The 23,053-nt window shown below is 42.9% G+C and carries 23 protein-coding genes; 20 read left to right on the forward strand and 3 right to left on the reverse strand.

The genetic code is table 11. The features are described 5' to 3' along the window. The first annotated feature begins 25 nt into the window (after nt 1-25). The 11 genes from adhE to FZ954_RS10875 all read left to right on the forward strand — a co-directional run bounded on the left by adhE (nt 26) and on the right by FZ954_RS10875 (nt 12,461). Nucleotides 26-2,680, forward strand: a complete 2,655-nt coding sequence (gene adhE, locus FZ954_RS10825; protein ID WP_148878367.1) for a bifunctional acetaldehyde-CoA/alcohol dehydrogenase — start codon at nt 26-28, stop codon at nt 2,678-2,680. A 245-nt stretch (nt 2,681-2,925) separates the two neighbouring features. Next, a complete protein-coding gene (locus FZ954_RS10830) occupies nt 2,926-3,924 on the forward strand; it encodes an acetylxylan esterase (protein ID WP_148878368.1) in 999 nt (332 codons plus the stop codon). A 258-nt stretch (nt 3,925-4,182) separates the two neighbouring features. Next, nucleotides 4,183-4,881, forward strand: coding sequence for an N-acetylmannosamine-6-phosphate 2-epimerase (locus tag FZ954_RS10835; RefSeq protein WP_045498297.1), 699 nt, complete (start codon nt 4,183-4,185; stop codon nt 4,879-4,881). 14 nt (nt 4,882-4,895) lie between these two features. Then, nucleotides 4,896-6,032: an ABC transporter ATP-binding protein gene (locus FZ954_RS10840; protein ID WP_148878369.1), complete on the forward strand. Its 1,137-nt coding sequence runs from the start codon at nt 4,896-4,898 to the stop codon at nt 6,030-6,032. Between the two features lie 241 nt (nt 6,033-6,273). Then, the gene (locus FZ954_RS10845) at nt 6,274-7,593 is read left to right on the forward strand and encodes an ABC transporter substrate-binding protein (protein WP_125388371.1); all 1,320 of its coding nucleotides are present in this window, start codon (nt 6,274-6,276) and stop codon (nt 7,591-7,593) included. Nucleotides 7,594-7,688: 95 nt separating this feature from the next. Further along, nucleotides 7,689-8,576, forward strand: coding sequence for a carbohydrate ABC transporter permease (locus FZ954_RS10850; RefSeq protein ID WP_045498290.1), 888 nt, complete (start codon nt 7,689-7,691; stop codon nt 8,574-8,576). A gap of 16 nt (nt 8,577-8,592) precedes the next feature. Next, nucleotides 8,593-9,423, forward strand: coding sequence for a carbohydrate ABC transporter permease (locus FZ954_RS10855; RefSeq protein WP_148878370.1), 831 nt, complete (start codon nt 8,593-8,595; stop codon nt 9,421-9,423). A gap of 25 nt (nt 9,424-9,448) precedes the next feature. Further along, complete coding sequence (locus FZ954_RS10860; RefSeq protein WP_148878371.1) at nt 9,449-9,901, forward strand: YhcH/YjgK/YiaL family protein; 453 nt, start codon at nt 9,449-9,451, stop codon at nt 9,899-9,901. A 55-nt stretch (nt 9,902-9,956) separates the two neighbouring features. Beyond that, on the forward strand, nt 9,957-10,607 hold the full coding sequence (locus FZ954_RS10865) for a DUF624 domain-containing protein (RefSeq protein ID WP_148878372.1): 651 nt from the start codon (nt 9,957-9,959) through the stop codon (nt 10,605-10,607). 33 nt (nt 10,608-10,640) lie between these two features. Then, the gene (locus FZ954_RS10870) at nt 10,641-11,558 is read left to right on the forward strand and encodes a dihydrodipicolinate synthase family protein (RefSeq protein WP_148878373.1); all 918 of its coding nucleotides are present in this window, start codon (nt 10,641-10,643) and stop codon (nt 11,556-11,558) included. An 18-nt stretch (nt 11,559-11,576) separates the two neighbouring features. Beyond that, on the forward strand, nt 11,577-12,461 hold the full coding sequence (locus tag FZ954_RS10875; RefSeq protein WP_148878374.1) for an ROK family protein: 885 nt from the start codon (nt 11,577-11,579) through the stop codon (nt 12,459-12,461). 273 nt (nt 12,462-12,734) lie between these two features. Here the strand turns inward: FZ954_RS10875 and FZ954_RS10880 are convergent, their stop codons facing one another. After that, the gene (locus tag FZ954_RS10880) at nt 12,735-13,580 is read right to left on the reverse strand and encodes a MurR/RpiR family transcriptional regulator (protein WP_148878375.1); all 846 of its coding nucleotides are present in this window, start codon (nt 13,578-13,580) and stop codon (nt 12,735-12,737) included. A 332-nt stretch (nt 13,581-13,912) separates the two neighbouring features. Here FZ954_RS10880 and FZ954_RS10885 point away from each other — a divergent pair, with 332 nt between their 5' ends. The 9 genes from FZ954_RS10885 (at nt 13,913) to FZ954_RS10925 (ending at nt 21,866) form a co-directional block, all read left to right on the forward strand. After that, on the forward strand, nt 13,913-14,608 hold the full coding sequence (locus FZ954_RS10885) for a GNAT family N-acetyltransferase (protein WP_148878376.1): 696 nt from the start codon (nt 13,913-13,915) through the stop codon (nt 14,606-14,608). Nucleotides 14,609-14,731: 123 nt separating this feature from the next. Continuing rightward, nucleotides 14,732-16,216: a threonine synthase gene (gene thrC, locus FZ954_RS10890; protein ID WP_148878377.1), complete on the forward strand. Its 1,485-nt coding sequence runs from the start codon at nt 14,732-14,734 to the stop codon at nt 16,214-16,216. Between the two features lie 357 nt (nt 16,217-16,573). After that, complete coding sequence (imm48, locus tag FZ954_RS10895; RefSeq protein ID WP_148878378.1) at nt 16,574-16,960, forward strand: Imm48 family immunity protein; 387 nt, start codon at nt 16,574-16,576, stop codon at nt 16,958-16,960. Nucleotides 16,961-17,288: 328 nt separating this feature from the next. After that, complete coding sequence (locus FZ954_RS12120) at nt 17,289-17,834, forward strand: HNH/ENDO VII family nuclease (protein WP_316246117.1); 546 nt, start codon at nt 17,289-17,291, stop codon at nt 17,832-17,834. A 42-nt stretch (nt 17,835-17,876) separates the two neighbouring features. Next, the gene (locus FZ954_RS10905) at nt 17,877-18,449 is read left to right on the forward strand and encodes a suppressor of fused domain protein (protein WP_148878380.1); all 573 of its coding nucleotides are present in this window, start codon (nt 17,877-17,879) and stop codon (nt 18,447-18,449) included. Nucleotides 18,450-18,670: 221 nt separating this feature from the next. Then, nucleotides 18,671-19,156: a TIGR01741 family protein gene (locus FZ954_RS10910; protein ID WP_148878381.1), complete on the forward strand. Its 486-nt coding sequence runs from the start codon at nt 18,671-18,673 to the stop codon at nt 19,154-19,156. Nucleotides 19,157-19,214: 58 nt separating this feature from the next. Further along, nucleotides 19,215-19,667: an SMI1/KNR4 family protein gene (locus FZ954_RS10915; protein ID WP_262366254.1), complete on the forward strand. Its 453-nt coding sequence runs from the start codon at nt 19,215-19,217 to the stop codon at nt 19,665-19,667. A 310-nt stretch (nt 19,668-19,977) separates the two neighbouring features. Beyond that, on the forward strand, nt 19,978-21,255 hold the full coding sequence (locus tag FZ954_RS10920; protein ID WP_148878383.1) for an MATE family efflux transporter: 1,278 nt from the start codon (nt 19,978-19,980) through the stop codon (nt 21,253-21,255). Beyond that, the gene (locus FZ954_RS10925) at nt 21,252-21,866 is read left to right on the forward strand and encodes an HAD-IA family hydrolase (protein ID WP_148878384.1); all 615 of its coding nucleotides are present in this window, start codon (nt 21,252-21,254) and stop codon (nt 21,864-21,866) included. Before FZ954_RS10920 ends, FZ954_RS10925 begins: the two co-directional genes overlap by 4 nt. A 47-nt stretch (nt 21,867-21,913) precedes the next feature. Here the strand turns inward: FZ954_RS10925 and FZ954_RS10930 are convergent, their stop codons facing one another. Together FZ954_RS10930 and FZ954_RS10935 are read right to left on the reverse strand one after the other, a co-directional pair. After that, complete coding sequence (locus tag FZ954_RS10930; RefSeq protein ID WP_148878385.1) at nt 21,914-22,399, reverse strand: YcxB family protein; 486 nt, start codon at nt 22,397-22,399, stop codon at nt 21,914-21,916. A gap of 92 nt (nt 22,400-22,491) precedes the next feature. Then, entirely contained in the window at nt 22,492-23,034 is a 543-nt protein-coding gene (locus tag FZ954_RS10935) for a histidine phosphatase family protein (RefSeq protein ID WP_148878386.1), read from the reverse strand. Nucleotides 23,035-23,053 lie beyond the last annotated feature (19 nt).

Below are 23,053 nucleotides of genomic sequence, written 5' to 3' on the forward strand. Positions count from 1 at the left end.
TGGCAGAAACCATTGGAGGACTATAATGGCTGATAAGAAGAAAACTGTTGAACAAGAAGATAAAGTGCTAGCGGCAGAAAAACATGTTGATGAGCTTGTGCAAAAAGGTCTCCTAGCTCTTGAAGAAATGAGAAAACTAAATCAAGAGCAAGTAGATTACATCGTAGCAAAAGCTTCAGTTGCAGCTCTTGATGCACACGGGATCCTTGCTCAACATGCGGTTGAAGAAACTGGCCGTGGTGTATTTGAAGACAAGGCAACGAAAAACCTCTTTGCCTGTGAACACGTTGTCAACAACATGCGTGGTGTGAAGACTGTTGGTGTTATCGAAGATGATCCTGTTACTGGATTGACAAAGATTGCTGAGCCTGTCGGGGTTATCTGTGGTATCACTCCAACAACTAACCCAACATCAACAGCAATTTTCAAAGCATTGATTGCCTTGAAGACACGTAACCCAATCGTTTTTGCCTTCCACCCATCTGCTCAAGAATCATCTGCTCACGCAGCGCAAATTGTTCGTGACGCAGCAATCGCAGCTGGCGCACCTGAAAACTGTGTGCAATGGATCACTCAGCCATCTATGGAAGCAACAGCAGCTTTGATGAACCATGATGGTATTGCAACAATCCTTGCAACTGGTGGTAATGCCATGGTTAAGGCTGCCTACTCTTGCGGAAAACCAGCTCTTGGGGTTGGTGCCGGAAACGTACCAGCTTACATCGAAAAATCTGCTGACCTTCGCCAAGCAGCTCATGATATCGTGATGTCTAAATCATTTGACAATGGTATGGTCTGCGCATCTGAGCAAGCAGTGATCATTGACAAGGAGGTCTATGACGAATTTGTAGAAGAATTCAAGTCATACCACACTTATTTTGTAAACAAAAAAGAAAAAGCCCTTCTTGAAGAATTCTGCTTTGGTGTGAAAGCCAACAGCAAGAACTGTGCTGGTGCTAAACTGAATGCAAACATCGTTGGAAAACCAGCTGCATGGATTGCAGAACAAGCAGGCTTTAAAGTACCAGAAGGTACAAACATCTTGGCTGCAGAATGTGCTGAAGTAGGTCCAAATGAGCCATTGACTCGTGAAAAATTGTCACCAGTTATCGCTGTCTTGAAAGCTGAAGATAGAGAAGACGGTCTTAAAAAAGCTCGTCAAATGGTTGAATTTAACGGGCTTGGTCACTCAGCAGCTATCCATACAAAAGATGAAGAATTGGCTAAACGCTTTGGTACTGAAATCAAAGCGATGCGGATCATCTGGAACTCTCCATCTACTTTCGGTGGTATCGGGGACGTATATAATGCCTTCATTCCATCCTTGACACTTGGATGTGGTTCATACGGACGTAACTCAGTTGGTGATAACGTGAGCGCTATTAACCTTCTAAACATCAAGAAAGTAGGGAAACGTAGAAATAATATGCAATGGTTTAAAGTTCCTTCAAAAATTTACTTCGAGCGCAACTCTATCCAATACCTTCAAACATGTGAAGATATTGAACGCGTTATGATCGTTACGGACAAATCTATCGAAAAACTTGGCTTTGTTCAACGTGTGATCGATCAATTGAACGCACGTAGCAACCGTGTAACGATCCAAGTCTTTTCAGATGTTGAACCAGATCCAGACATCACAACTGTAGAACGTGGTGCTGAAGTGATGAAAGCATTTGAACCAGATACAATCATTGCTCTTGGTGGTGGTTCTCCAATGGACGCGGCGAAAGTAATGTGGCTCTTCTACGAGCAACCAGAAATCGACTTCCGTGACTTGGTTCAAAAATTCATGGATATCCGTAAACGTGCCTTCCGCTTCCCATCACTTGGTAAGAAAGCGAAATACATCGGTATTCCAACGACTTCAGGTACAGGTTCAGAAGTAACACCATTTGCCGTTATCTCTGATAAGAAAAACAACCGCAAATACCCATTGGCTGACTACTCATTGACACCAACTATTGCGATTGTTGACCCTGCTTTGGTTGAGTCAGTGCCAGACTTCATCGCTGCTGATACAGGTATGGACGTCTTGACTCACGCGACTGAAGCCTATACTTCAAACTTTGCTAACGACTACACAGACGGTATTGCGCTTCAAACCATCAAGCTTGTCTTTGAATGGTTGGAAAAATCTGTTAAGACAGCTGACCCAGAAGCACGTGAAAAAATGCATAATGCGTCTACAATGGCTGGTATGGCCTTCGCCAATGCCTTCCTTGGTATGAGCCACTCAATGGCCCACAAGATCGGTGGTGTTCACCATACTGTTCACGGACGTACAAACGCAATCTTACTACCATACGTTATCCGTTACAACGGTACTCGTCCATCTAAGACCACTACATGGCCGAAGTACAACTACTGGAAAGCTGATGAGAAATTCCAAGACATCGCGAAAATGCTTGGCTTGCCTCACTCAACTCCAGAAGAAGCAGTTGAAGCATACGCTAAAGCTGTTTATGAACTTGGTGTTGCAGTAGGTATCAAGATGAACTTCAAAGACCAAGGAATCGATGAAAAAGCTTGGAAAGATAGCTTGCATGAAATTGCATTGCTTGCTTATGAAGACCAATGTTCACCTGCAAACCCACGCTTACCAATGGTAGCTGACATGGAAGAAATCATGGCAGATGCATACTATGGTTATGCAGAACGTCCAGGACGTCGTAAATAATGTAGAATCAATCCCTCATTAAGTGGGGGATTTTTCTTTCTTTAAAATGTATGAAATAGACGACTTTTTAAAAAACTAGGGAAAAGATAGACCAGAAAGCTTTTTTGAAACTAGTTTCAAAAAGAAAAAGAATCACAGCAAAAACAGAAATTAAATTCTTAATATTGCAAAGGATTGAAAAAGGAAAGGTGCTGTGCTATTATTTTGTAAGGGTTTACAAAAAAACAATATTGTTGGAGGATAAGATGCGCAATCCAGATTTATTAGCAGAAGCAAAAGATTATAGAGGCAGAGATGAAGTTCCAGCAGATTTTGATGCTTTTTGGGATCGTCAGATTAGCAGTTTGAGTGGCTTGCCGGACTATCAGCTGATTGAAAAAGACTTTCAAATCGCTGGGGTGACCTGCTATGAGCTAGTTTTTGAGGGGACGAATCAAGGGCGAACCTATGCTCGTATAGTCCTTCCCAAATCGAGTAAAAAAGTTCCGATTATCTTTCATTTCCACGGTTATATGGGGCGTGGCTGGGATTGGTCCGATATGCTAGCGTATACGGTTGCTGGCTATGGTGTTGTATCTATGGATGTACGCGGCCAGTCAGGCTATTCCTTGGATGGAGGGGCGCCTGTAAGGGGCAATACGGTCAAGGGTCAGATTATCCGTGGGGCAGTGGATGGACCAGAGCGTCTCTTTTATAAAGATGTCTATCTAGATATTTACAGCTTGGTTGAGATTGTGGCGAGTTTGGACCTTGTGGACGAGGATCATCTATCCAGTTACGGTGCTTCTCAGGGCGGAGCCTTGGCTTTGGTGGCAGCGGCTCTCAATCCGCGCATTAAGCAGACAGTGGCTATCTATCCTTTCTTGTCAGATTTCCGGCGGGTGCTGGAGATTGGCAATACCAGCGAGGCCTATGATGAGCTCTTTCGTTATTTTAAGTTCCACGATCCTTTCCACGAAACGGAGGATGAGATTATCCAGACCTTGTCCTATATCGATGTGAAAAATATGGCTCACCGCATTCAAGGGAGCGTGCGGATGATAACCGGACTGGCTGACGATGTTTGCTATCCGATTACCCAGTTTGCGATTTACAACCGGCTGGAGTGTACTAAGGAGCACCATCTCATGCCAGAGTACGAGCATGAAGCCATGAATGTCTATGTCAATGATAAAGTTTTCAACTGGCTTTGCGGCTCAAAGATTAACCATCCTTCTTTGTTGGAAGCTTTTAAAGACTGGTAAAAATAGACAGTACTAAGAAAGAAACTAAGCCTGAGATTAGAATAATCTCAGGCTTTTTATGATAAATATTCAAAAATCTATAGTAACTTTTTTGTAGAAACACTTCTAATCCTGAAAGTAGTTTCAGCTTTTAAGAAAGGAAGTCGGTTTTTAGAAACTAAAATCTAAATCTCAAAATATATTGAAAGCGCTTTATTTTTTGTATATAATGACATTATAAAAAGAACGGAGAAAACATAGAAAAAGGAGAGATTATTTATGTCACAGATTAGCAAAGATCAATTAATTGCAAAAATCAAAGATGGCATTATCGTTTCCTGTCAAGCTCTGCCTCATGAGCCCCTCTATACGGAGGCTGGCGGTGTCATTCCTCTCTTGGTCAAGGCGGCTGAAGAGGGCGGGGCAGTTGGTATTCGAGCCAACAGCGTGCGAGACATCAAGGAGATTAAGGAAGTAACCAAGCTCCCGATTATCGGGATTATCAAACGGGACTATCCACCACAGGAGCCTTTTATCACTGCGACCATGCGGGAAGTGGATGAGCTGGCTGCCCTTGATATCGAGGTCATCGCTCTGGACTGCACCCAGCGGGAACGCTATGATGGTTTGAAGGTTGAGGACTTTATCCGCCAAGTCAAGGAGAAATATCCGCAGCAACTGCTGATGGCTGACATCAGTACCTTTGAGGAAGGCGTGGCAGCTGTAGCAGCTGGCGTTGACTTTGTCGGTACGACCTTATCAGGCTACACTTCCTACAGTCCTAAGGTAGACGGACCAGATTTTGAACTGGTCAAGAAGCTCTGTGATGCGGGGGTAGATGTGATTGCTGAGGGCAAGATTCATTATCCAGATCAGGCTAAGCAAATCCATGATTTGGGTGTCCGCGGTATTGTAGTAGGCGGAGCTATTACTCGACCAAAGGAAATCACCGAGCGTTTCGTTGCAGCAGTAAAATAAAGTGAGGTAAAGCAATGACGACCTTAAAGTTAAATAAGCTCTACAAAAAATATCCTAATAGTGATTTCTACTCTGTAGAAAATTTCGACTTGCAAATCAAAGACAAAGAATTTATCGTCTTTGTTGGCCCTTCTGGATGTGGGAAATCCACAACGCTTCGTATGATTGCGGGACTGGAGGACATCACTGAGGGCGAGCTCTATATCGATGAGACACTAGTCAATGATATTGCTCCCAAGGATCGTGATATTGCCATGGTTTTCCAGAACTATGCCCTCTATCCACACATGACAGTCTATGACAACATGGCGTTTGGATTGAAACTGCGCAAGTACAGCAAGGAAGATATTGACAAACGGGTGCAAGAAGCAGCTGAAATCCTTGGTTTGAAAGAGTTTCTAGACCGCAAACCAGCGGACTTGTCTGGTGGTCAACGTCAACGGGTAGCTATGGGACGGGCCATCGTCCGAGATGCCAAGGTTTTCCTGATGGATGAACCTTTGTCAAACTTGGATGCGAAACTGCGGGTGTCCATGCGTGCTGAGATTGCCAAAATCCACCGCCGTATCGGAGCAACAACCATCTACGTTACCCACGACCAAACCGAGGCAATGACCTTGGCCGACCGCATTGTTATCATGTCAGCGACGAAAAATGAAGCGGGCACGGGAACTATCGGTCGTATCGAGCAAGTCGGAACTCCGCAAGAGCTTTACAATGAACCAGCGAATAAGTTTGTTGCAGGCTTTATCGGCAGTCCAGCTATGAACTTCTTTGAAGTGATGGTATCTGGTCATCAACTGACTGATGGTGATCAACTCAATCTTACCCTGACAGGTGGTCAAGAGAAGCTTTTGACAGAAAAAGGCTACCAAGGTAAGAAAGTTATTTTGGGTATCCGGCCAGAGGATATCTCAGCCGACTTGATTGTAGAGGATACTTTCCCTGGCGATGTGGTTGAGGCAGAAGTTGTCGTGTCAGAGTTGCTGGGTAGTGACTCAGTGCTCTACTGTAAGGTGGGCAGTCAAGAGTTTTCAGCCAAGGTAGATGCTTCTAATTATCTGGAGCCAGGTTCGAAGCTTCGCTTCACCTTCAAACTACCTAAGAGTCATCTGTTTGATAGTGAGACTCAAAAACGAATTACTTTGTAAAACAACCTAAAATGAACTGACTGACTTTATTTTAGGATAAAAGAAAAGTCACAGATAAGGAGTGATTGTACTTTTAAAAGTTTAGGATTTTAATCAAATATAGGTGGACGCTTGTCCAGAGGAATAACACAGGAAAAACGAGGCTGGGGCGCCTAATGAAAGAGGTCCGTCCCACTCTCCAATAGGCAGGTAAAAGCTGTTTAGGTCAGCTTGGAATCTTAATTTTAAAGGAGAAAAACAAATGAAAATGAAGAAATTGCTTTGTTCATTGGTAGCGGGAGCCGCAGTTCTTACGTTAGCAGCTTGTAGCGGTGGTGGTAGCTCAAATAAAGCAGCTAGCTCTGGTGATAAATCTGGTAAGACAGAGATTACTTGGTGGGCATTCCCTGTCTTCACTCAAGAAAATGCCAATGACGGTGTGGGAACTTATGAAAAATCCATCATTGAAGCATTTGAAAAAGCAAATCCAGACATTCATGTCAACTTGGAAACAATCGACTTCAAGTCAGGTCCAGAAAAAATTACGACAGCTATCGAAGCTGGAACAGCGCCAGACGTGCTCTTCGATGCACCAGGCCGGATTATTCAATACGGTAAAAACGGTAAGTTGGCAGACTTGAACGACCTCTTCACAGATGATTTCGTCAAAGATGTTAACAACGATAACATTATCCAAGCCAGCAAGGCTGGAGACAAAGCTTATATGTATCCAATCAGCTCTGCTCCATTCTACATGGCAATGAATAAGAAAATGTTGGAAGATGCTGGTGTCCTCAACCTAGTTAAAGAAGGCTGGACAACAGATGACTTTGAAAAAGTTTTGAAAGCGCTTAAAGATAAAGGTTATACACCTGGCTCTCTCTTCAGTAACGGTCAAGGCGGAGACCAAGGAACTCGTGCCTTCATCGCTAACCTCTACGGTGGATCTGTTACAGACGAAAAAGTAACTAAATATACAACTGATGATCCGAAATTTGTCAAAGGTCTTGAAAAAGCAGTGAGCTGGATCAACAATGGCCTCATGATGAACGGTTCTCAATACGATGGCGGAGCAGATATCCAAAACTTCGCTAACGGTCAAACTTCTTATACTGTTCTTTGGGCACCAGCACAAAATGGTATCCAAGCTAAATTGTTGGAAGCAAGTAAAGTAGAAGTAGTTGAAGTACCATTCCCATCAGACTCAGGTAAACCAGCCCTTGAATACCTTGTAAATGGTTTTGCAGTCTTTAACAACAAAGACGACAAGAAAGTAGAAGCAGCTAAGAAATTTGTGAAATTCATCGCTGATGACAAAGAATGGGGACCTAAGAACGTTGTTCGTACAGGTGCTTTCCCAGTTCGTACATCATTTGGTAAACTCTATGATGACAAGCGTATGGAAACAATCAGTGGCTGGACTAAATACTACTCACCATACTACAACACCATTGATGGATTTGCAGAAATGAGAACACTCTGGTTCCCAATGTTGCAATCTGTATCTAATGGAGATGAAAAAGTTGAACCTGCTTTGAAGACATTTACTGAAAAAGCAAACGAAACGATTACTAAAAAATAAGCAAGTTTAAAATCCGCCCCTTTTTCTGTTGTCAGTCTCTAAAAATAGAAAAAGGGGTATTTTGTTAGAAAATCTTGAAAGAGGGGTACCTCATTGTGAAAGTCAATAAAATCAGAATGAAAGAAACCCTAATATCATATGCGTTTTTAGCTCCAATTCTTATATTCTTTACAGTATTTGTTTTGGCGCCTATGATAATGGGATTTATCACTAGTTTCTTTAATTATACAATGACCTCATTTACATTCGTTGGGTTTGATAACTACATTCGGATGTTCAATGATCCAGTTTTTGTCAAGTCACTCATTAATACAGTCATTATTGTAATCGGCTCTGTGCCGGTAGTTGTGCTCTTCTCTTTGTTTGTAGCTTCACAAACCTATGAGATGAATGCTGTTTCTCGCTCTTTCTACCGTTTCGTCTTCTTCCTACCGGTTGTTACAGGTAGTGTTGCCGTGACAGTCGTGTGGAAGTGGATCTACGATCCCTTGTCTGGTATTTTGAACTTTGTTTTGAAATCTGGACATATCATCAACCAAAACATTTCTTGGTTGGGAGACAAACAGTGGGCCTTGGCTGCTATCATTGTTATTTTGCTGACAACATCTGTCGGTCAGCCGATCATTCTCTATATCGCAGCTATGGGAAATATCGATAATTCTCTAGTGGAGGCTGCACGTGTGGATGGGGCAACAGAGATGCAAGTCTTTTGGAAAATCAAATGGCCGAGTCTTTTACCAACGACACTTTATATCGCTATTATCACCACTATTAACTCATTCCAATGTTTCGCCTTGATTCAGCTGTTGACATCAGGTGGACCAAACTACTCAACTAGTACGCTTATGTACTATCTATATGAAAAAGCCTTCAAGCTATCTGAATATGGCTATGCAAACACCATGGGAGTCTTTCTGGCGATTATGATTGCGATTATCAGTTTCGCTCAGTTCAAGATTCTCGGTAACGATGTGGAATATTAAAGAAAGGAGCAGGAATATGAAACCAAAAAAATTTAATTCATTTAAAGTGTTCTCATCTGTTATTTTAGCACTTTTGACCGTGCTCTTTGTCTTTCCATTCTACTGGATTCTGACTGGAGCTTTTAAATCTCAGCCGGATACAATTATGATTCCGCCTCAATGGTGGCCACAAAACCCGACAACAGAGAACTTCCAGCAATTAGCCGTTCAAAACCCAGCTTTACAATGGATGTGGAACAGTGTCTTTATTTCGCTAGCGACCATGTTCTTGGTTTGTGCGACGTCATCTTTAGCTGGTTACGTTTTGGCTAAGAAACGCTTTTATGGGCAACGGATTCTCTTTGCTATCTTTATCGCGGCTATGGCCTTGCCTAAGCAGGTTGTCCTAGTACCTCTAGTGCGGATTGTCAATTTCATGGGAATCCACGATACCCTTTGGGCGGTCATTTTACCTTTAGTTGGCTGGCCTTTTGAGGTCTTCCTCATGAAGCAGTTTAGTGAAAATATCCCGACAGAGCTTCTGGAATCAGCTAAGATTGACGGTTGTGGTGAAATTCGAACCTTCTGGAGTGTAGCTTTTCCTATCGTCAAACCCGGCTTTGCTGCACTGGCTATCTTCACCTTTATCAATACTTGGAATGACTATTTCATGCAGCTCGTAATGTTGACCTCGCGGAACAATCTGACGATTTCGTTAGGTGTTGCGACCATGCAGGCTGAGATGGCAACCAACTACGGTCTGATTATGGCCGGTGCTGCTTTGGCGGCGGTGCCAATCGTAGCAGTCTTCCTTATCTTCCAAAAATCCTTTACCCAAGGGATTACTATGGGAGCTGTCAAAGGATAAGGCGCTCAATAGAGGAAATAAAACTATGATTTTTGATGATTTAAAAAATGTGACTCGTTACAAGGGCCTTCATCCGAACCTGGATAAAGCGATTGATTATCTCTATGAGCACCGCAAAGACAGCTTTGACTTGGGACGCTATGAAGTGGATGGAGATAAGGTCTTTCTCTTGGTTCAGGATAATGCGCTCAATCAAGAGGCCAATGATCAATTTGAATATCATAAAAAATATGCAGATTTTCATCTGCTAGTAGCAGGGCATGAGTATTCTGCCTATGGTAGCCAGATAGTCGATGAGGCAGTGGCTTTTGATGAAGAGGCGGATATCGGCTTTGTTCATTGTCAAAATCGTTATCCTCTCTTGTTGGGTTACCATAATTTTGCAATTTTCTTTCCAGGAGAAGCTCATCAGCCGAATGGCTATGCGGGTCTGGAAGAAAATGTCAGAAAGTATCTTTTTAAAGTTTTAATAGACTAGCCCTAGGTGAGCGAGATTTTTGAGTGCGCCAGGCTAGCAGAGAAAGGAGAGACTTATGTCAGATAAGGGAACAGGACTCATCAGAGCTATATTTGATACGGATAATTTTTTCATGCAAATCTGTGAGAAAATCCTAGATTTGATGACGGTCAATCTTCTCTTTCTCTTGTCTTGCCTGCCTTTGGTGACCATTGGGATTGCCAAGATCAGCCTCTATCAAACACTTTTTGAAATCAAGGGAAACCGTCGGGTAAAAGTAATCAGAACTTACACTCGAATCTTTCGAGAAAATTGGAAGCAAGGACTCAAACTGGGCTTGCTGGAATTGGCTTTAGTCGGTATCAGTCTCTTTGACCTCCTGCTTTTTCGGACGCAGGAAGCTCTGCCTTTCCAAGTTTTAAAGGCGGTTTGTTTTGGAATTATTATTTTTACAATCCTGCTTTCTCTTTGCGTTTATCCCTTGGCTGGTAAGTTTCTCATGTCTTTTAGAGACCTTTTACAGACTAGCCTAGTGATTGTAAGTCTGAATTTTCCTTGGTTCTTTGTTATGATGGCGGTTATAGCCGCGTTCCTTGTCATTATCTATAGTTCAGGCTTTGTGTTGCTGTTAGGATTTTCCCTCTTTGCCTTTATCGGCTTTGCAGGTCTGGCTTTTTTGCAGCTTCCTATTTTGGAAAAAATCTTCGCTAAATATAGCAGTCTATAATCTACAATTAGTACATTTGGAGAAAATTTGAAAATGAAAGATTTAAAGAAATATCACGGTGTCATCCCAGCTTTTTATGCTTGTTATGACGAGGAGGGTGAAATCAGCCCGGAGCGAACTCGCGCTTTGGTGGAGTATTTCATCGACAAGGGCGTGCAAGGTCTCTATGTCAACGGCTCGTCAGGCGAATGTATCTACCAGAGCGTGGCCGACAGAAAAGTAATTTTGGAAGAAGTAATGAAAGTTGCTAAGGGCAAACTGACCATCATTGCTCACGTAGCCTGCAACAATACTAAGGACAGTATCGAGTTGGCAAAACATGCGGAAGCTCTAGGAGTTGATGCCATTGCGGCTATTCCGCCGATTTATTTCCGTCTGCCAGAATATTCTGTCGCTCAGTACTGGAATGATATCAGTGCGGCTGCCCCACATACTGATTTTGTGATTTATAATATTCCGCAATTGGCTGGCGCAGCCCTGACTCCGAGTCTTTATAAGGAAATGCTGAAGAATGAGCGCGTGATTGGGGTGAAAAATTCCTCCATGCCAGTTCAGGACATCCAGACATTTGCAGCACTTGGTGGCAGTAACCATTTGGTCTTTAACGGTCCAGATGAGCAATTCTTAGGTGGCCGTCTTATGGGTGCTGCAGCCGGTATCGGTGGTACATACGGAGCTATGCCAGAGCTCTTCCTCAAACTCAATCAACTGATTGCTGACAAGGAATTGGAAAGAGCCAAAGAGCTGCAGTTTGCCATTAACGACATTATCGGTAAGCTAACTAGTGCTCACGGCAATATGTATGCTGTTATCAAAGAAGTGCTCAAGCTCAACGAAGGGTTGACTATCGGCTCTGTCCGTGCTCCTCTGACACCAGTCGTAGAAGCAGACCGTCCAGTCGTAGAAGCAGCAGCGGCCTTGATCTGTGAGACCAAGGAGCGCTTCCTCTAAAAAGAAAGAAGGATGCTTATGGGAAATTATGTTACGATTGACATTGGCGGTACCAATATCAAATACGGCCTGATAGACGACCAAGAAACGCTAGTAGAAGCCCATGAAATACCTACGGAAGCCCATAAGGGTGGTCCAGAGATTATGCGTAAGGTTCAAAAGATAGTTGCTGATTATGTGCAGGCTGGTTCGATTGAGGGGATTTGTATCTCCTCAGCTGGCATGGTCGATCCAGACAAGGGAGAAATATTTTACGCTGGTCCTCAGATTCCTAACTATGCTGGGACGCAATTTAAGAAGGTCTTGGAGGAGGAATTTTCCATTCCTTGCGAGATTGAGAATGACGTCAACTGTGCCGGTCTGGCTGAGGTCATGTCTGGCCACGGTAAGGGAGCAAAAATTGCTGTCTGTCTAACGATTGGGACAGGGATTGGTGGCTGTCTAGTAGCAGATGGGCAAGTTTTTCACGGCTTTAGCAACTCAGCCTGCGAAGTAGGCTATTTACACCTGCCGGACGGGGCTTTTCAGGATGTAGCTTCTACCACAGCCTTGGTCCAATATGTCGCTGACTTGCACGGAGAAGATTCCTCTCTCTGGAATGGTCGAAGAATTTTCAAAGAAGCGACCGAGGGCAATACCATCTGTATCAAAGGAATTGACCGCATGGTAGGCTATCTGGGGCAGGGCATTGCCAATATTTGCTATGTTGTCAATCCGGAAATCGTCATCTTGGGCGGTGGTATTATGGGACAAGAGGCTATCCTCCGACCACGTATCCAAGCAGCTCTCAAGGATGCTCTGGTGCCCAGCATAGCTGAGAAGACTAAACTAGCCTTTGCCTATCACCAAAATACGGCAGGCATGTTCGGAGCCTACTACCACTTTAAAAATAAACATCAGTAATCCAAGCAAACCTGGGGAGTGACCTCAGGTTTCTTGCTTTTAGACAAACTGCTTCTGTAGACGGCTAGACGATATTTTAGAAGGAATTGAAATGACAGGAAAAATTCGGTGGATAGAGCTAAATTTTCAAAAAATTTAACTTTGCTCACTTGTCTTTAGGAGTAGATTTAAAAGTTTTTCAAAACTTTTAAGAAGTAGCAGTCCCTCGAGGTTGAGCAATTAGTAAGCTCATCAAGAGGTTAAAAATAAGGCCAGGATTTGTGTCCTAGCCTTTTATTGATGTCTACGGTAATAGCCGTTAAGTTTGTGATTTTCCCAGTAACTATTGAAGATTTTTTCCTTTCTCTCTCGGTCGATTTCTAGGAAAAAGGCATAAAGTATGTCAATCATCAGCAGCATTGGGAACTGAGCTGAGATTCGTTGGATGAACTGAGGTTTACTTTGCATTGCAACTGGGATGATTTCTGAAAAGTCTTCTTTAATCAAATCAGGCTGGCCAGTGATTAACACGGTCTTGGCTCCCATGCCCTTAGCATCAATCAGGCTGTCAATAATGGACGGGGTTTGACCTGAAAGAGAAAAGCCGATAACTAGGCAGTTTTTGTCTAAAATGCTCGTTGTCCAAGCAAAGCCATCCGCATCTGTCAGAGCTTCACAAATGACCCCTAAGCGCATGAAGCGCAGTTTCATATCGCGAGCGACGAGCCCCGAGCTTCCCGTGCCAAAAAAATAGACACGATCCGCTTTTTCAATCAGCTGGGCTACACGCTCCAATCTTTTTTCGTCAATCAAGTCCTCGGTTTGTTGCCGAATTTGAATATAGTTGCGTAGCACCTGGCGGGACGAATCATTTTTCAGATTTGTATGCTCCGTTTTGCTGATTTTCAGCTGTTGGAGATATTGGAAGTTGAACTCCCGATAGCCCTTAAAGCCACATTTTTTTGCAAAACGGGTCAAGGCCGCCTGTGAGATGTGTAAAGTTTGGGCTACTTCGAGGGAGGACAGATCCCCTTCTATATCGGTCGGATTCAAAAAATAGTCGGCAATCCGCTTTTCGACATCGGTCATAATGTCGTAACAGCTTTCGATGATGGCCAAGATATTTTGTTGGTGTCTCATGATGGGTCACTTTCTTTGGTCAAAATAATAAAACATAATTTCATTATAACATAGTTTAGAGGGAATAAAGCGTTTACAAAATCAATAATTGTCATATCTGGCTTTCCATTAAAGTATGAGTAGACTGTAATCTCAACATTTACAGATATTATGACCGCCTTTTTCTGAAGAGGTATTTCCTAAAGTTTGCGTCGAATGAAAGAAAAAGTGATATAATTTACACAAGTAATGTTCCAAGTTTGGATCTGAAGCAAGGGAGATAGGAGTTATTGCTACTTACAGCTTCCAATTCTTATTTTGGAGATCAGTAAAGCTAGATTGTGAGGTTTTTTATGCGAATCAATGAACTAGGCCAGCCTATTGGAGAGGCTCTGTCGGACTTTAAACCGGGGGATCTGCCCAAGATGGAGCGAATAGAAGGTCAGTATGTTGTCATTGAGCGGTTGTCCAAAGACAAGCATGGAGCAGATTTATACGACGTATATGGTCCGGATTCACCCGCTGACATGTGGACCTATCTCTTTCAAAATGCTGCTCAGAGTCAGGAGGAGTGGGATAGTTTGCTAGATCGGATGCTGGCAGCACAGGACCGTTTTCACTATGCCATTGTGGACAAGGAGAGCAACAAGGCGCTGGGGACTTTCGCATTAATGAGAATTGACCGAGGCAATCGTGTGATTGAAGTAGGCGCTGTGACCTATTCGCCCAAACTGAAGCGCAGCAGACTAGCTACTGAAGCCCAGTACTTACTGGCACGCTATGTCTTTGAAGAGCTGGAGTATCGCCGCTATGAATGGAAATGTGACTCCCTCAATCAGCCTTCAAGACGGGCAGCAGAGAGACTTGGTTTCATCTATGAAGGCAGGTTTCGTCAGGCGGTCGTCTATAAGGGGCGTAACCGAGACACGGACTGGCTCTCCATGATTGACAGCGATTGGCCTGCCGTTAAGGGTCGTCTAGAAAAATGGCTAAGCCCAGACAATTTCGACGAAAAGGGCCAGCAAATAAAAGCCTTGTCTAAGTTTTAACATTTGATTGAGTTGAAATCATAGGATTTCGACTCTTTTTACTTTTTAATTTTGATGAAAATGGAGAATTTTCTGATAAATTTTGATATAATAAAACGAACTACAGATAAAGGATGAGAGAGAATGACCTTAGTTTATCAATCAACACGCGACGAAAAGAATAGAGTAACAGCCAGCCAGGCGATTCTGCAAGGTTTGGCGACAGACGGCGGGCTCTTTACGCCCATTACCTATCCGCAGGTCGATTTGGACTTTGCCAAGCTCAAAGACGCTTCTTATCAGGAAGTAGCCAAGCTTGTTTTGTCTGCATTTTTGGATGATTTTTCTGAAGCAGAGCTGGACCACTGTATCAACCATGCCTACGACAGCAAGTTTGATGATGCAGCGATTGCTCCCTTGGTCAAACTGGATGGTCAGTACAATCTAGAGCTTTTCCACGGAGCGACCATTGCCTTCAAGGATATGGCTTTGTCTATCCTGCCTCACTTGATGACAACCGCAGCTAAAAAGCACGGCTTGGAAAACAAAATTGTCATTTTGACGGCGACTTCTGGCGACACAGGCAAGGCGGCTATGGCAGGTTTTGCGGACGTTCCGGGGACTGAGATTATCGTCTTTTATCCCAAAGACGGTGTCAGCAAGATCCAAGAGCTGCAAATGACGACGCAGACAGGTGCCAATACGCATGTGGTTGCTATTGATGGCAACTTTGACGATGCCCAGACTAATGTTAAGCACATGTTCAATGACACAGACCTACGAGCTCGTCTCTTGGAGCATAAACTGCAATTTTCATCCGCCAACTCCATGAATATCGGCCGTTTGGTGCCACAGATTGTTTATTATGTCTATGCTTACGCTCAGTTGGTGAAGACTGGGGAAATCGCAGCAGGCGACAAGGCCAATTTTACCGTTCCGACAGGTAATTTTGGGAATATCTTGGCGGCCTACTATGCCAAGCAAATCGGTCTGCCAGTTGGCAAGCTGATCTGCGCATCAAATGAGAACAATGTCCTGACTGACTTTTTCAAGACCCAGGTGTATGACAAGAAGCGGAGCTTTAAGGTGACGACTAGCCCGTCCATGGATATTTTGGTTTCATCTAACTTGGAGCGTTTGATTTTCCATCTGTCTGGTAACAGCGCTGAGAAAACGGCTGCCCTGATGGCGGCTCTGAATGAGCATGGACAGTATGAACTGACGGACTTTGACGCTGAGATTTTAGAGCTCTTTGCGGCTGACTATGCGACGGAAGAAGAAACAGCAGCTGAAATCAAGCGGGTCTATCAGTCCTCTGACTATATCGAAGACCCTCATACAGCCGTTGCATCTGCTGTCTATCAAAAATATCTGGCAGAGACAGGGGATCAGCGCAAGACTGTTATCGCGTCTACCGCTAGTCCTTATAAATTCCCAGTCGTGGCCGTTGAGGCTGTGACTGGTCAGACAGGACTTAGTGACTTTGAGGCTTTGGACCAACTGCACGAACTTTCTGGTGTAGCCCTGCCACCAGCTGTGGACGGCTTAGAAACAGCACCAGTTCGCCACAAAACGACGGTCGCTGCCGACCAAATGCAGGCAGCAGTCGAAGATTATTTGGGTTTGTAAAAATTGCTTAAAAGACTTAAAATCAGCTGGATATCCGGCTGATTTTTTAATATCGTGGAGCTTTCAATCTTTTTACAGTCCAAGAACTTGGAAATCTCTAAGATAGTTCTCTTATTTACAAAAGAAGTTCTCATTTTATTTATGCTATACTAGAGTCATAAAGTTAGGAAACTTCGCTTGTAGTAAGCGGGTGGTTTTAACTGCATAGCTATTTAATTTGAAGATGAAATTGATTGACATTGGAATCAATTCATTGATTCTGCCTATTATAATGGCCTGTATGAGCTTTATTAAGCAAGCTCGATTCCTTGTGGATATTGCAAAGGAATCGATCGGTATTTCTAGAAAGGATTTGTTATGAACGAAATTATCGTCAATGAAAGCATTGAAATGGTCGATAAATTTTTAAGTTTGGTCACGATTGATTTGGCCGACGATCTTGACAGACAGTTGGCAGCAGCCTATATTTTTGGGATGTTAAATGGAAAGGCACAAAAGGATTCCATTAGTCCAGAAAATGTCCAAGCCCTGATGATTCGAATCGGTATTGAAAAGCTTCAGTATACTCCCGAGCTAGCCTTTGAAATGACACAGTTTGTCATCAATGCGACGGATAAGGAATTTCACCCAACGGTTAATGCGATTATCCACAGAGGTCTAGAAGGCTACTTCCTATATTCCGACAGTCAATTTGGCGCTCTTTCAGATGATTTTAAGGACATTGTTCAAGTAGTGAAAAGTTAATGTTATAGGGTAGGGCATTCGATTTTATAATCGGACTTATTTCGTCAGTTTTCAAACCGGAGGATAACATGGTGGTCTATTGTGGTTTGGCAAACGCTTATCCATAGATTTTATGGTATACTGGGATTGTAGAGCCAGCAAATTTGGTGAAAACTTGGCATAAATATCACCAAGCTATCATGCTTTTCGTGAGAGTTTCCGAAATGGTCTATCGAATCTGGGCGATAACTTTGCCTATGCTAATGCTCACTTTAGTGACGATTTCAGCCGAAGCGGTGCCCGTGTCTACAACATGGCTGCTGATACAGGTAGAGGAGCTCGTAAGGTAATGACAGAGTTCGGAAAAGAAACAAGCGAACATTTGGCCAAGCATAGCGATGATGTAGCTCGAGGTGTTAAGGAAACGGCAGAACAAGCTGGCAATAAAGCTCGTCAAGAGTTCAGCAAGGAAGCTAGTGAGCAGTTAGCTAAACATAGCGATGATGTGGCGAGAGGTTTGGAAGCAGTTAGTGGTGACGCAGGACGAGAAATAAAACCACGAAAACTTACAAGAAAAGAGAAGAAACTTTATAAACGTCCCTCTGGTTATCGAAAGGGTATGCGAGATCAGGTCTGGGAAATTGCTAAAAATGATGATGGTGTTGTTTTGGATCCACTTACAAACAAAGTTATAGATAAAAGTGAAGCTTGGGATATGGGATATAAACCAGGATATGAGTTTTGGAAGCATCAACAAAGTGTTGCTGAGAGAGGGATTTCAAGAAAACAATTTTTAGATGAATATCATAATGTAGATCATTTTAGGCCAGAGTTACCAATTTCTAACCGTTCTCATAAAGGCGAAATTGGTTCTAATCTATATTATGGACAGTAATAAAATAGTTTTTATTGTAGTAAATTTAAGGAGGAGAATCAAATGAAATACGATAAAGTTAAAATTGCACAGGAAATTGCAAGGGCTGTAGGGGGAGTTCCTCAAGCCTATACATTTAGAAATCACGATAACAAATTAGATTTATTCATTGGAGAGAATCGTCCGGATGATTATTTAACAACTGCAGCAACAATTGGCTTATCAGAATATACAATTTATCGTCGAATAAATGATAAGCCTTTAAGAGTTGAAATCATTGGAGCAGCTGATGCGGAGTTGGAATATTTTCCAAATATTATAGCAGACTGTGGCTTTAATATTGTGAGGGGAGAGTACAGCATCTCTCCAGGTGCAGTCTATCCAAATATTATTAGAAATTACTATCCTAATGCGAAAGTAAATCATATATTTTTCACTCAGCCTTTCTTGTGGGATTTAGAATCTTTTGATTTTGATGAAGAGTATGTTACGTGGTTACAAGCGATCCCTATTACAGAAGCTGAGTTTCAGTTTTTAGAAAAGCATGGCGCCGAATTAGGACCACAGAAGTTAGAGGAATTATTTGAAGAGCACCAGATAGATGTTTATGATTTTATGAGGCCTTCTGTAGTGTAATAAATTTTTTATCTTCGTTCAGGAGCAGAGACCTTCCTGTTTTTAAACTCATAAACATCAGTTGTGAGTTCGACCTCGCTCTCGGTTGACATGCGACCATGGAAATTGGATAAAAGACTGCCTCAATGGTGGTCTTTTTGATTTTCCAAACGTTGGTACATATGGTTTGTGGTATACTAGGATTATAATGAAACATGCTAGAATCTAAACTGGAGGATAAAATGGAAAAACAAATGAATGAGAAAATGATTGAAATTGTGCATCAAGCCAGTGATATGATTTCGGTTGAGTGGGATGATCTTTATATCCATTTTGAAGTGGATAGAACTTTGAGTGGAGAAATTTATTTCTTCTTTAAATACAAAGGAAAGTACCATTATTTCTTTTATATTCCTCAAGAATTTGGTGTATCTAAATCAGAATTTTTTGATGAATATCGTTTACTATTTAAAAAAGCTCAGGAATTAAAAAAAGTATTTATGGATCATGAATTGAGCGATTGGTCAGCGGGGTTGATTCATTTGGATGAAAATAACAAGTTATCAGTAGATTTTGATTATGCCCCATGGCTTGAAAGCGACTTTGGGCCAAGTGCTAGAACTTCTTTTTTCCAATATAAATACTTGGGCAAGCAACCTGACAACGAAAAAGAACTTGAGCAGTTCAAGGCTATGGAAGCCTTCCAGCAGGAACATAATGAAAAATAGTTATATCTAAGACGTTGGAAACGATCTAGTCCAGTAGTAGGCGAGGTAAGTGATTGTGATGTTAAATAATTTGAAATGTTTTGGTAGACTTTCTAATTTTGAGGTAAGTGAACTGGAACAAAGGTTAGACTTGAAGTTTCCATCAGATTATAAAGAATTTTTATCTCTTTCAAATGGTGGTCATGTAGAGAATGAATATATGGTTATTCAGGCACCTAGCTTGACAGATGAGCTAGTCATTAATTTCTTTCTGGGAAAAAATGAGGATAAGAATGTTGATTTAGTTTCCTGGAATCATGACTTTAATGGTGAACTTCCATCGTCTACTTATATTTTTGCAGTTGAATATGGTGGAGGTATGTTTATTCATATTTTGGAAGGAGCGGATAGAGGTATTTATTTTTGGGACAGTAATTTTGGTCTTCCAGAAACATCTGATGAAGAGAATGTATTTTTCTTGGCAAATACCTTCTCAGATTTTTTAGCAATGATAAAAGTTGAAAAGAAATAAGTTCAGCGCCACCCTCGAGGTGGCCTTCTTATTAGCAGAGGAAGTTCTCATTTTATTTATGTTATACTAGAATCATATAATTAGTAAAGGTCATTTTAAGTTTTGAAGAAGTGAGCTTGAAAGGTGCCCTCGGGCTCTCAGCGAATATCAATATAAAAGTAAGCAGACCAGATTAGTGAGGAAATTCAATGGTTACATTTTCAAAGATAGATAAACAATTAAAAAAAGAACTAGAACAGTTCAGGGAAATGGAAGCCTTCCAGAAGGAACATAATAGACAGTAGTTTGATTGGATTAGGAATTTTTGTGGATGACGAGTTATAAAAAAATCATGAACATTGCTCTGCCAGCTATGACGGAGAACTTTTTGCAGATGCTCATGGGCATGGTCGACAGCTATCTGGTGGCCAGTCTGGGGCTGATTGCGATCTCTGGTGTCTCGGTGGCCGGCAATATCATTACGATTTATCAGGCAATTTTTATCGCGCTGGGGGCTGCTGTTTCCAGTCTCATCTCCAAGACTCTGGCTCAGGGAGACAAGGAGCGTCTAGCCTATCACACAGCTGAAGCTATCAAGCTGACGCTGCTTCTGAGCCTTCTATTGGGGCTGATTTCTCTGATCTTTGGCAGGCAGATGCTGGATCTGCTGGGGACGGAAAAAGCGGTGGCTGAAGCAGGCGGTCTGTATCTGGCTCTGGTTGGTGGGACTATTGTCCTGCTAGGCTTGATGACTTCCTTTGGAGCTCTGGTGCGGGTCACGCGCAATCCTAGATTCCCCATGTATGTCAGTCTTCTGACTAATGTCCTCAATGCCCTCTTTTCCGGTCTGGGGATTTACGTCTTTCGGCTTGGTATTGTCGGTGTAGCGTTGGGGACGGTGCTGGCTCGTTTGGTCGGTGTGCTGATTCTCTGGCGGGAGCTGGATTTGTCCACGATTCGCTGGAGCTGGGGCCTAGATGGCGAGCTCTTGCGCCTGTCTCTGCCGGCTGCTGGAGAGCGGCTCATGATGCGGGCGGGCGATGTAGTGATCATCGCCATTGTGGTCGTCTTTGGGACGGATGCAGTAGCGGGGAATGCCATCGGTGAAGTCCTGACTCAGTTTAACTACATGCCGGCCTTTGGGGTCGCGACAGCAACAGTCATGCTAGTAGCCCATGCGGTTGGCGAGGGAGATATGCAAGCGGTCGGTCTGATTCGTCAGCGGGCCTTCTGGCTGTCTTTTGCTTGCATGCTGCCCTTGGCTCTAGGGATTTTCGCTCTTGGTCGACCGCTGACCTTACTCTATACGGACAATAGCGGAGCGATCACAGCCAGTCTTTCGGTCATCCTCTTCTCCCTGCTGGGAACTCCCATGGCAGTGGGAACCGTGATTTACACAGCGGTTTGGCAAGGGCTGGGCAATGCCAGACTGCCCTTTTATGCTACGACTATTGGCATGTGGCTGATTCGCATCGTCTCAGGATATTTACTAGGTGTGACCTTTGGCTTGGGTCTGCCGGGAGTCTGGGCTGGGACTCTCTTGGACAATGGCTTCCGCTGGCTATTTTTAAAGGTTTTATACGACAGAAAAATGAGGGAAATCACATGACAACAGCGTTTATTTGGGATTTGGATGGCACCTTGTTGGACTCCTACGATGCTATTTTGGCAGGAATTGAGGAAACCTATGCTCACTATGATCTGGACTTTGACAGGGCAAGTATTCACAGCTATATCCTAAAGCACTCTGTCCAGAAGCTCTTGGAAAAAGTAGCGTCTGAGAAAGGCCTAGACGCTGCCGAGATGAATGCCTTCCGTGGAGCAAGCCTAAAGGAGAAAAATGCTCAGATCCATCTGATGGAGGGAGCAGCGGAGATACTGGCTTGGGCTGAGGAGCAGGGCATTGCCCAGTTTGTCTATACCCACAAGGGACTCAATGCCCATCAAATCTTGCAAGACTTGGGCATTCATGCCTATTTTACAGAAATCATCACAACGGCCAATGGCTTTGAGCGCAAGCCCAACCCAGAAGGTGTCGACTATCTGCTCGCGAAATATGGCCTGGATAAGCAGAAAACCTTCTATATCGGCGACCGGACGCTGGATGTGGATGTCGCCGTCAACAGTGGCATCCAGAGCATTAACTTCTGTGACTACCGACCAGAAATCAATCAGAAAATAGAGAAGTTGGTGGGTATAAAGCAATTATTTACAAGATAAAAAGCAGACCAGAACTGATCTACTGTCAGTCTAGCCTGCTTTTTCTTTTACATATGCTCAATGTGAAGTTCTAGCAAGAACTCAAGAGCCTCGGGAGTACAGTTCTTTTTTTCAATAGGGAAACCGACAATTGGTCCCAACATGATATAAAAATCTTCCTTAGTATGAAAAACTTTGACGATGTCATCATAGCTATAAAGAAACTCTCCTCGTTTGCTTTTCACAGAGAATTTATCTTTCTCAAATATAAGAGTTTGCTCCATATCCTTCCAGTAAGGAGTTTTTTGATAGGCTTTCTTTATCTGAAAGTCCATGCCAAAGTATATTGCTGAGAATGTAATCAAAGATGCAAATAGCACGGTAAACACAGAAAATCGCTTCAGGTTGTCAGGTAGGAAGATAAGATAGAGAGATAGAATTCCTATCAAAATGAACATATTCAGCAAAAATCTTTTCCCGCGTAAGAAAACAGACCAAGCAAATCGTTGATACACTTCCTCAGTCACAAGGGTTGGAATGGTTATTGGGAACATGCTTCACCTCCTAGTTTTTATTATTATACCATAGAAGAGAGATAAGATATAGCTGGCTCTTACTAGGCGATACGAGGCAAGGCAAGTTTCTTTTATAGGAGGCGGGTGATTTTTTCGTTTTTATCTAAAACCAGCACATCTGGCATGCTTAGGCTGCGCCAGAAGTTATAATCAATTCTGGAGTCAAATGCGCTCAGCAAGATGCAAATCAGATTGCCGTGGGAACTGATGATAATTTCTTCGTTTTGATGTTTGCTTTCTAGCTCGTGAAGAAGAGCTAAGCCACGCTGTTGAGCTTGCTGATTGGATTCACCATCAACAAGTGAAAATGTTGGCTGTGACCAAAGTTGCATGAGACATTTTTCAAAGTCTTGGTCGGCAATCGCTTGGCTGCTTAACTTTCGCTCTATTAGTCGTTTGTCGGTTTGAATAGCGAGTTTTAGACTTTGAGCTAAAGTCTCAACCGTTTGGATGGCTCTTCGATAGGGGCTGGAATAAATGGCGGTAATAGGTTTGTCTGCTAAAAATTCAAGCTGTGCCAAGGATTCTTGTCCCTCGTCTGATAATGGTCGGTTGATTTCATCAGGTGTATAGTTAGAATGCGCATGACGGATAAAATAGTAGGTATTGTTCATAAGACGATTATAGCAAAAT

The sequence above is a fragment of the Streptococcus sp. Marseille-P7375 genome (genome assembly GCF_902460365.1).
GTDB lineage: Bacteria > Bacillota > Bacilli > Lactobacillales > Streptococcaceae > Streptococcus > Streptococcus cristatus_I.

Excerpts from the sequence above, each read along its gene's own strand:
- FZ954_RS10915 (WP_262366254.1), top strand. The coding sequence starts at position 19,215 with ATGTTAAATAATTTGAAATGTTTTGGTAGACTTTCTAATTTTGAGGTA.
- FZ954_RS10930 (WP_148878385.1), bottom strand. The coding sequence starts at position 22,399 with ATGTTCCCAATAACCATTCCAACCCTTGTGACTGAGGAAGTGTATCAA.
- FZ954_RS10835 (WP_045498297.1), top strand. The coding sequence starts at position 4,183 with ATGTCACAGATTAGCAAAGATCAATTAATTGCAAAAATCAAAGATGGC.
- FZ954_RS10910 (WP_148878381.1), top strand. The coding sequence starts at position 18,671 with ATGGAAAAACAAATGAATGAGAAAATGATTGAAATTGTGCATCAAGCC.
- FZ954_RS10865 (WP_148878372.1), top strand. The coding sequence starts at position 9,957 with ATGTCAGATAAGGGAACAGGACTCATCAGAGCTATATTTGATACGGAT.
- adhE (WP_148878367.1), top strand. The coding sequence starts at position 26 with ATGGCTGATAAGAAGAAAACTGTTGAACAAGAAGATAAAGTGCTAGCG.
- FZ954_RS10875 (WP_148878374.1), top strand. The coding sequence starts at position 11,577 with ATGGGAAATTATGTTACGATTGACATTGGCGGTACCAATATCAAATAC.
- FZ954_RS10830 (WP_148878368.1), top strand. The coding sequence starts at position 2,926 with ATGCGCAATCCAGATTTATTAGCAGAAGCAAAAGATTATAGAGGCAGA.
- FZ954_RS10870 (WP_148878373.1), top strand. The coding sequence starts at position 10,641 with ATGAAAGATTTAAAGAAATATCACGGTGTCATCCCAGCTTTTTATGCT.
- FZ954_RS10885 (WP_148878376.1), top strand. The coding sequence starts at position 13,913 with ATGCGAATCAATGAACTAGGCCAGCCTATTGGAGAGGCTCTGTCGGAC.
- FZ954_RS10920 (WP_148878383.1), top strand. The coding sequence starts at position 19,978 with ATGACGAGTTATAAAAAAATCATGAACATTGCTCTGCCAGCTATGACG.
- FZ954_RS10935 (WP_148878386.1), bottom strand. The coding sequence starts at position 23,034 with ATGAACAATACCTACTATTTTATCCGTCATGCGCATTCTAACTATACA.
- FZ954_RS10925 (WP_148878384.1), top strand. The coding sequence starts at position 21,252 with ATGACAACAGCGTTTATTTGGGATTTGGATGGCACCTTGTTGGACTCC.
- FZ954_RS10880 (WP_148878375.1), bottom strand. The coding sequence starts at position 13,580 with ATGAGACACCAACAAAATATCTTGGCCATCATCGAAAGCTGTTACGAC.
- FZ954_RS10905 (WP_148878380.1), top strand. The coding sequence starts at position 17,877 with ATGAAATACGATAAAGTTAAAATTGCACAGGAAATTGCAAGGGCTGTA.
- FZ954_RS12120 (WP_316246117.1), top strand. The coding sequence starts at position 17,289 with ATGACAGAGTTCGGAAAAGAAACAAGCGAACATTTGGCCAAGCATAGC.
- FZ954_RS10860 (WP_148878371.1), top strand. The coding sequence starts at position 9,449 with ATGATTTTTGATGATTTAAAAAATGTGACTCGTTACAAGGGCCTTCAT.
- FZ954_RS10840 (WP_148878369.1), top strand. The coding sequence starts at position 4,896 with ATGACGACCTTAAAGTTAAATAAGCTCTACAAAAAATATCCTAATAGT.
- thrC (WP_148878377.1), top strand. The coding sequence starts at position 14,732 with ATGACCTTAGTTTATCAATCAACACGCGACGAAAAGAATAGAGTAACA.
- FZ954_RS10855 (WP_148878370.1), top strand. The coding sequence starts at position 8,593 with ATGAAACCAAAAAAATTTAATTCATTTAAAGTGTTCTCATCTGTTATT.
- FZ954_RS10845 (WP_125388371.1), top strand. The coding sequence starts at position 6,274 with ATGAAAATGAAGAAATTGCTTTGTTCATTGGTAGCGGGAGCCGCAGTT.
- imm48 (WP_148878378.1), top strand. The coding sequence starts at position 16,574 with ATGAACGAAATTATCGTCAATGAAAGCATTGAAATGGTCGATAAATTT.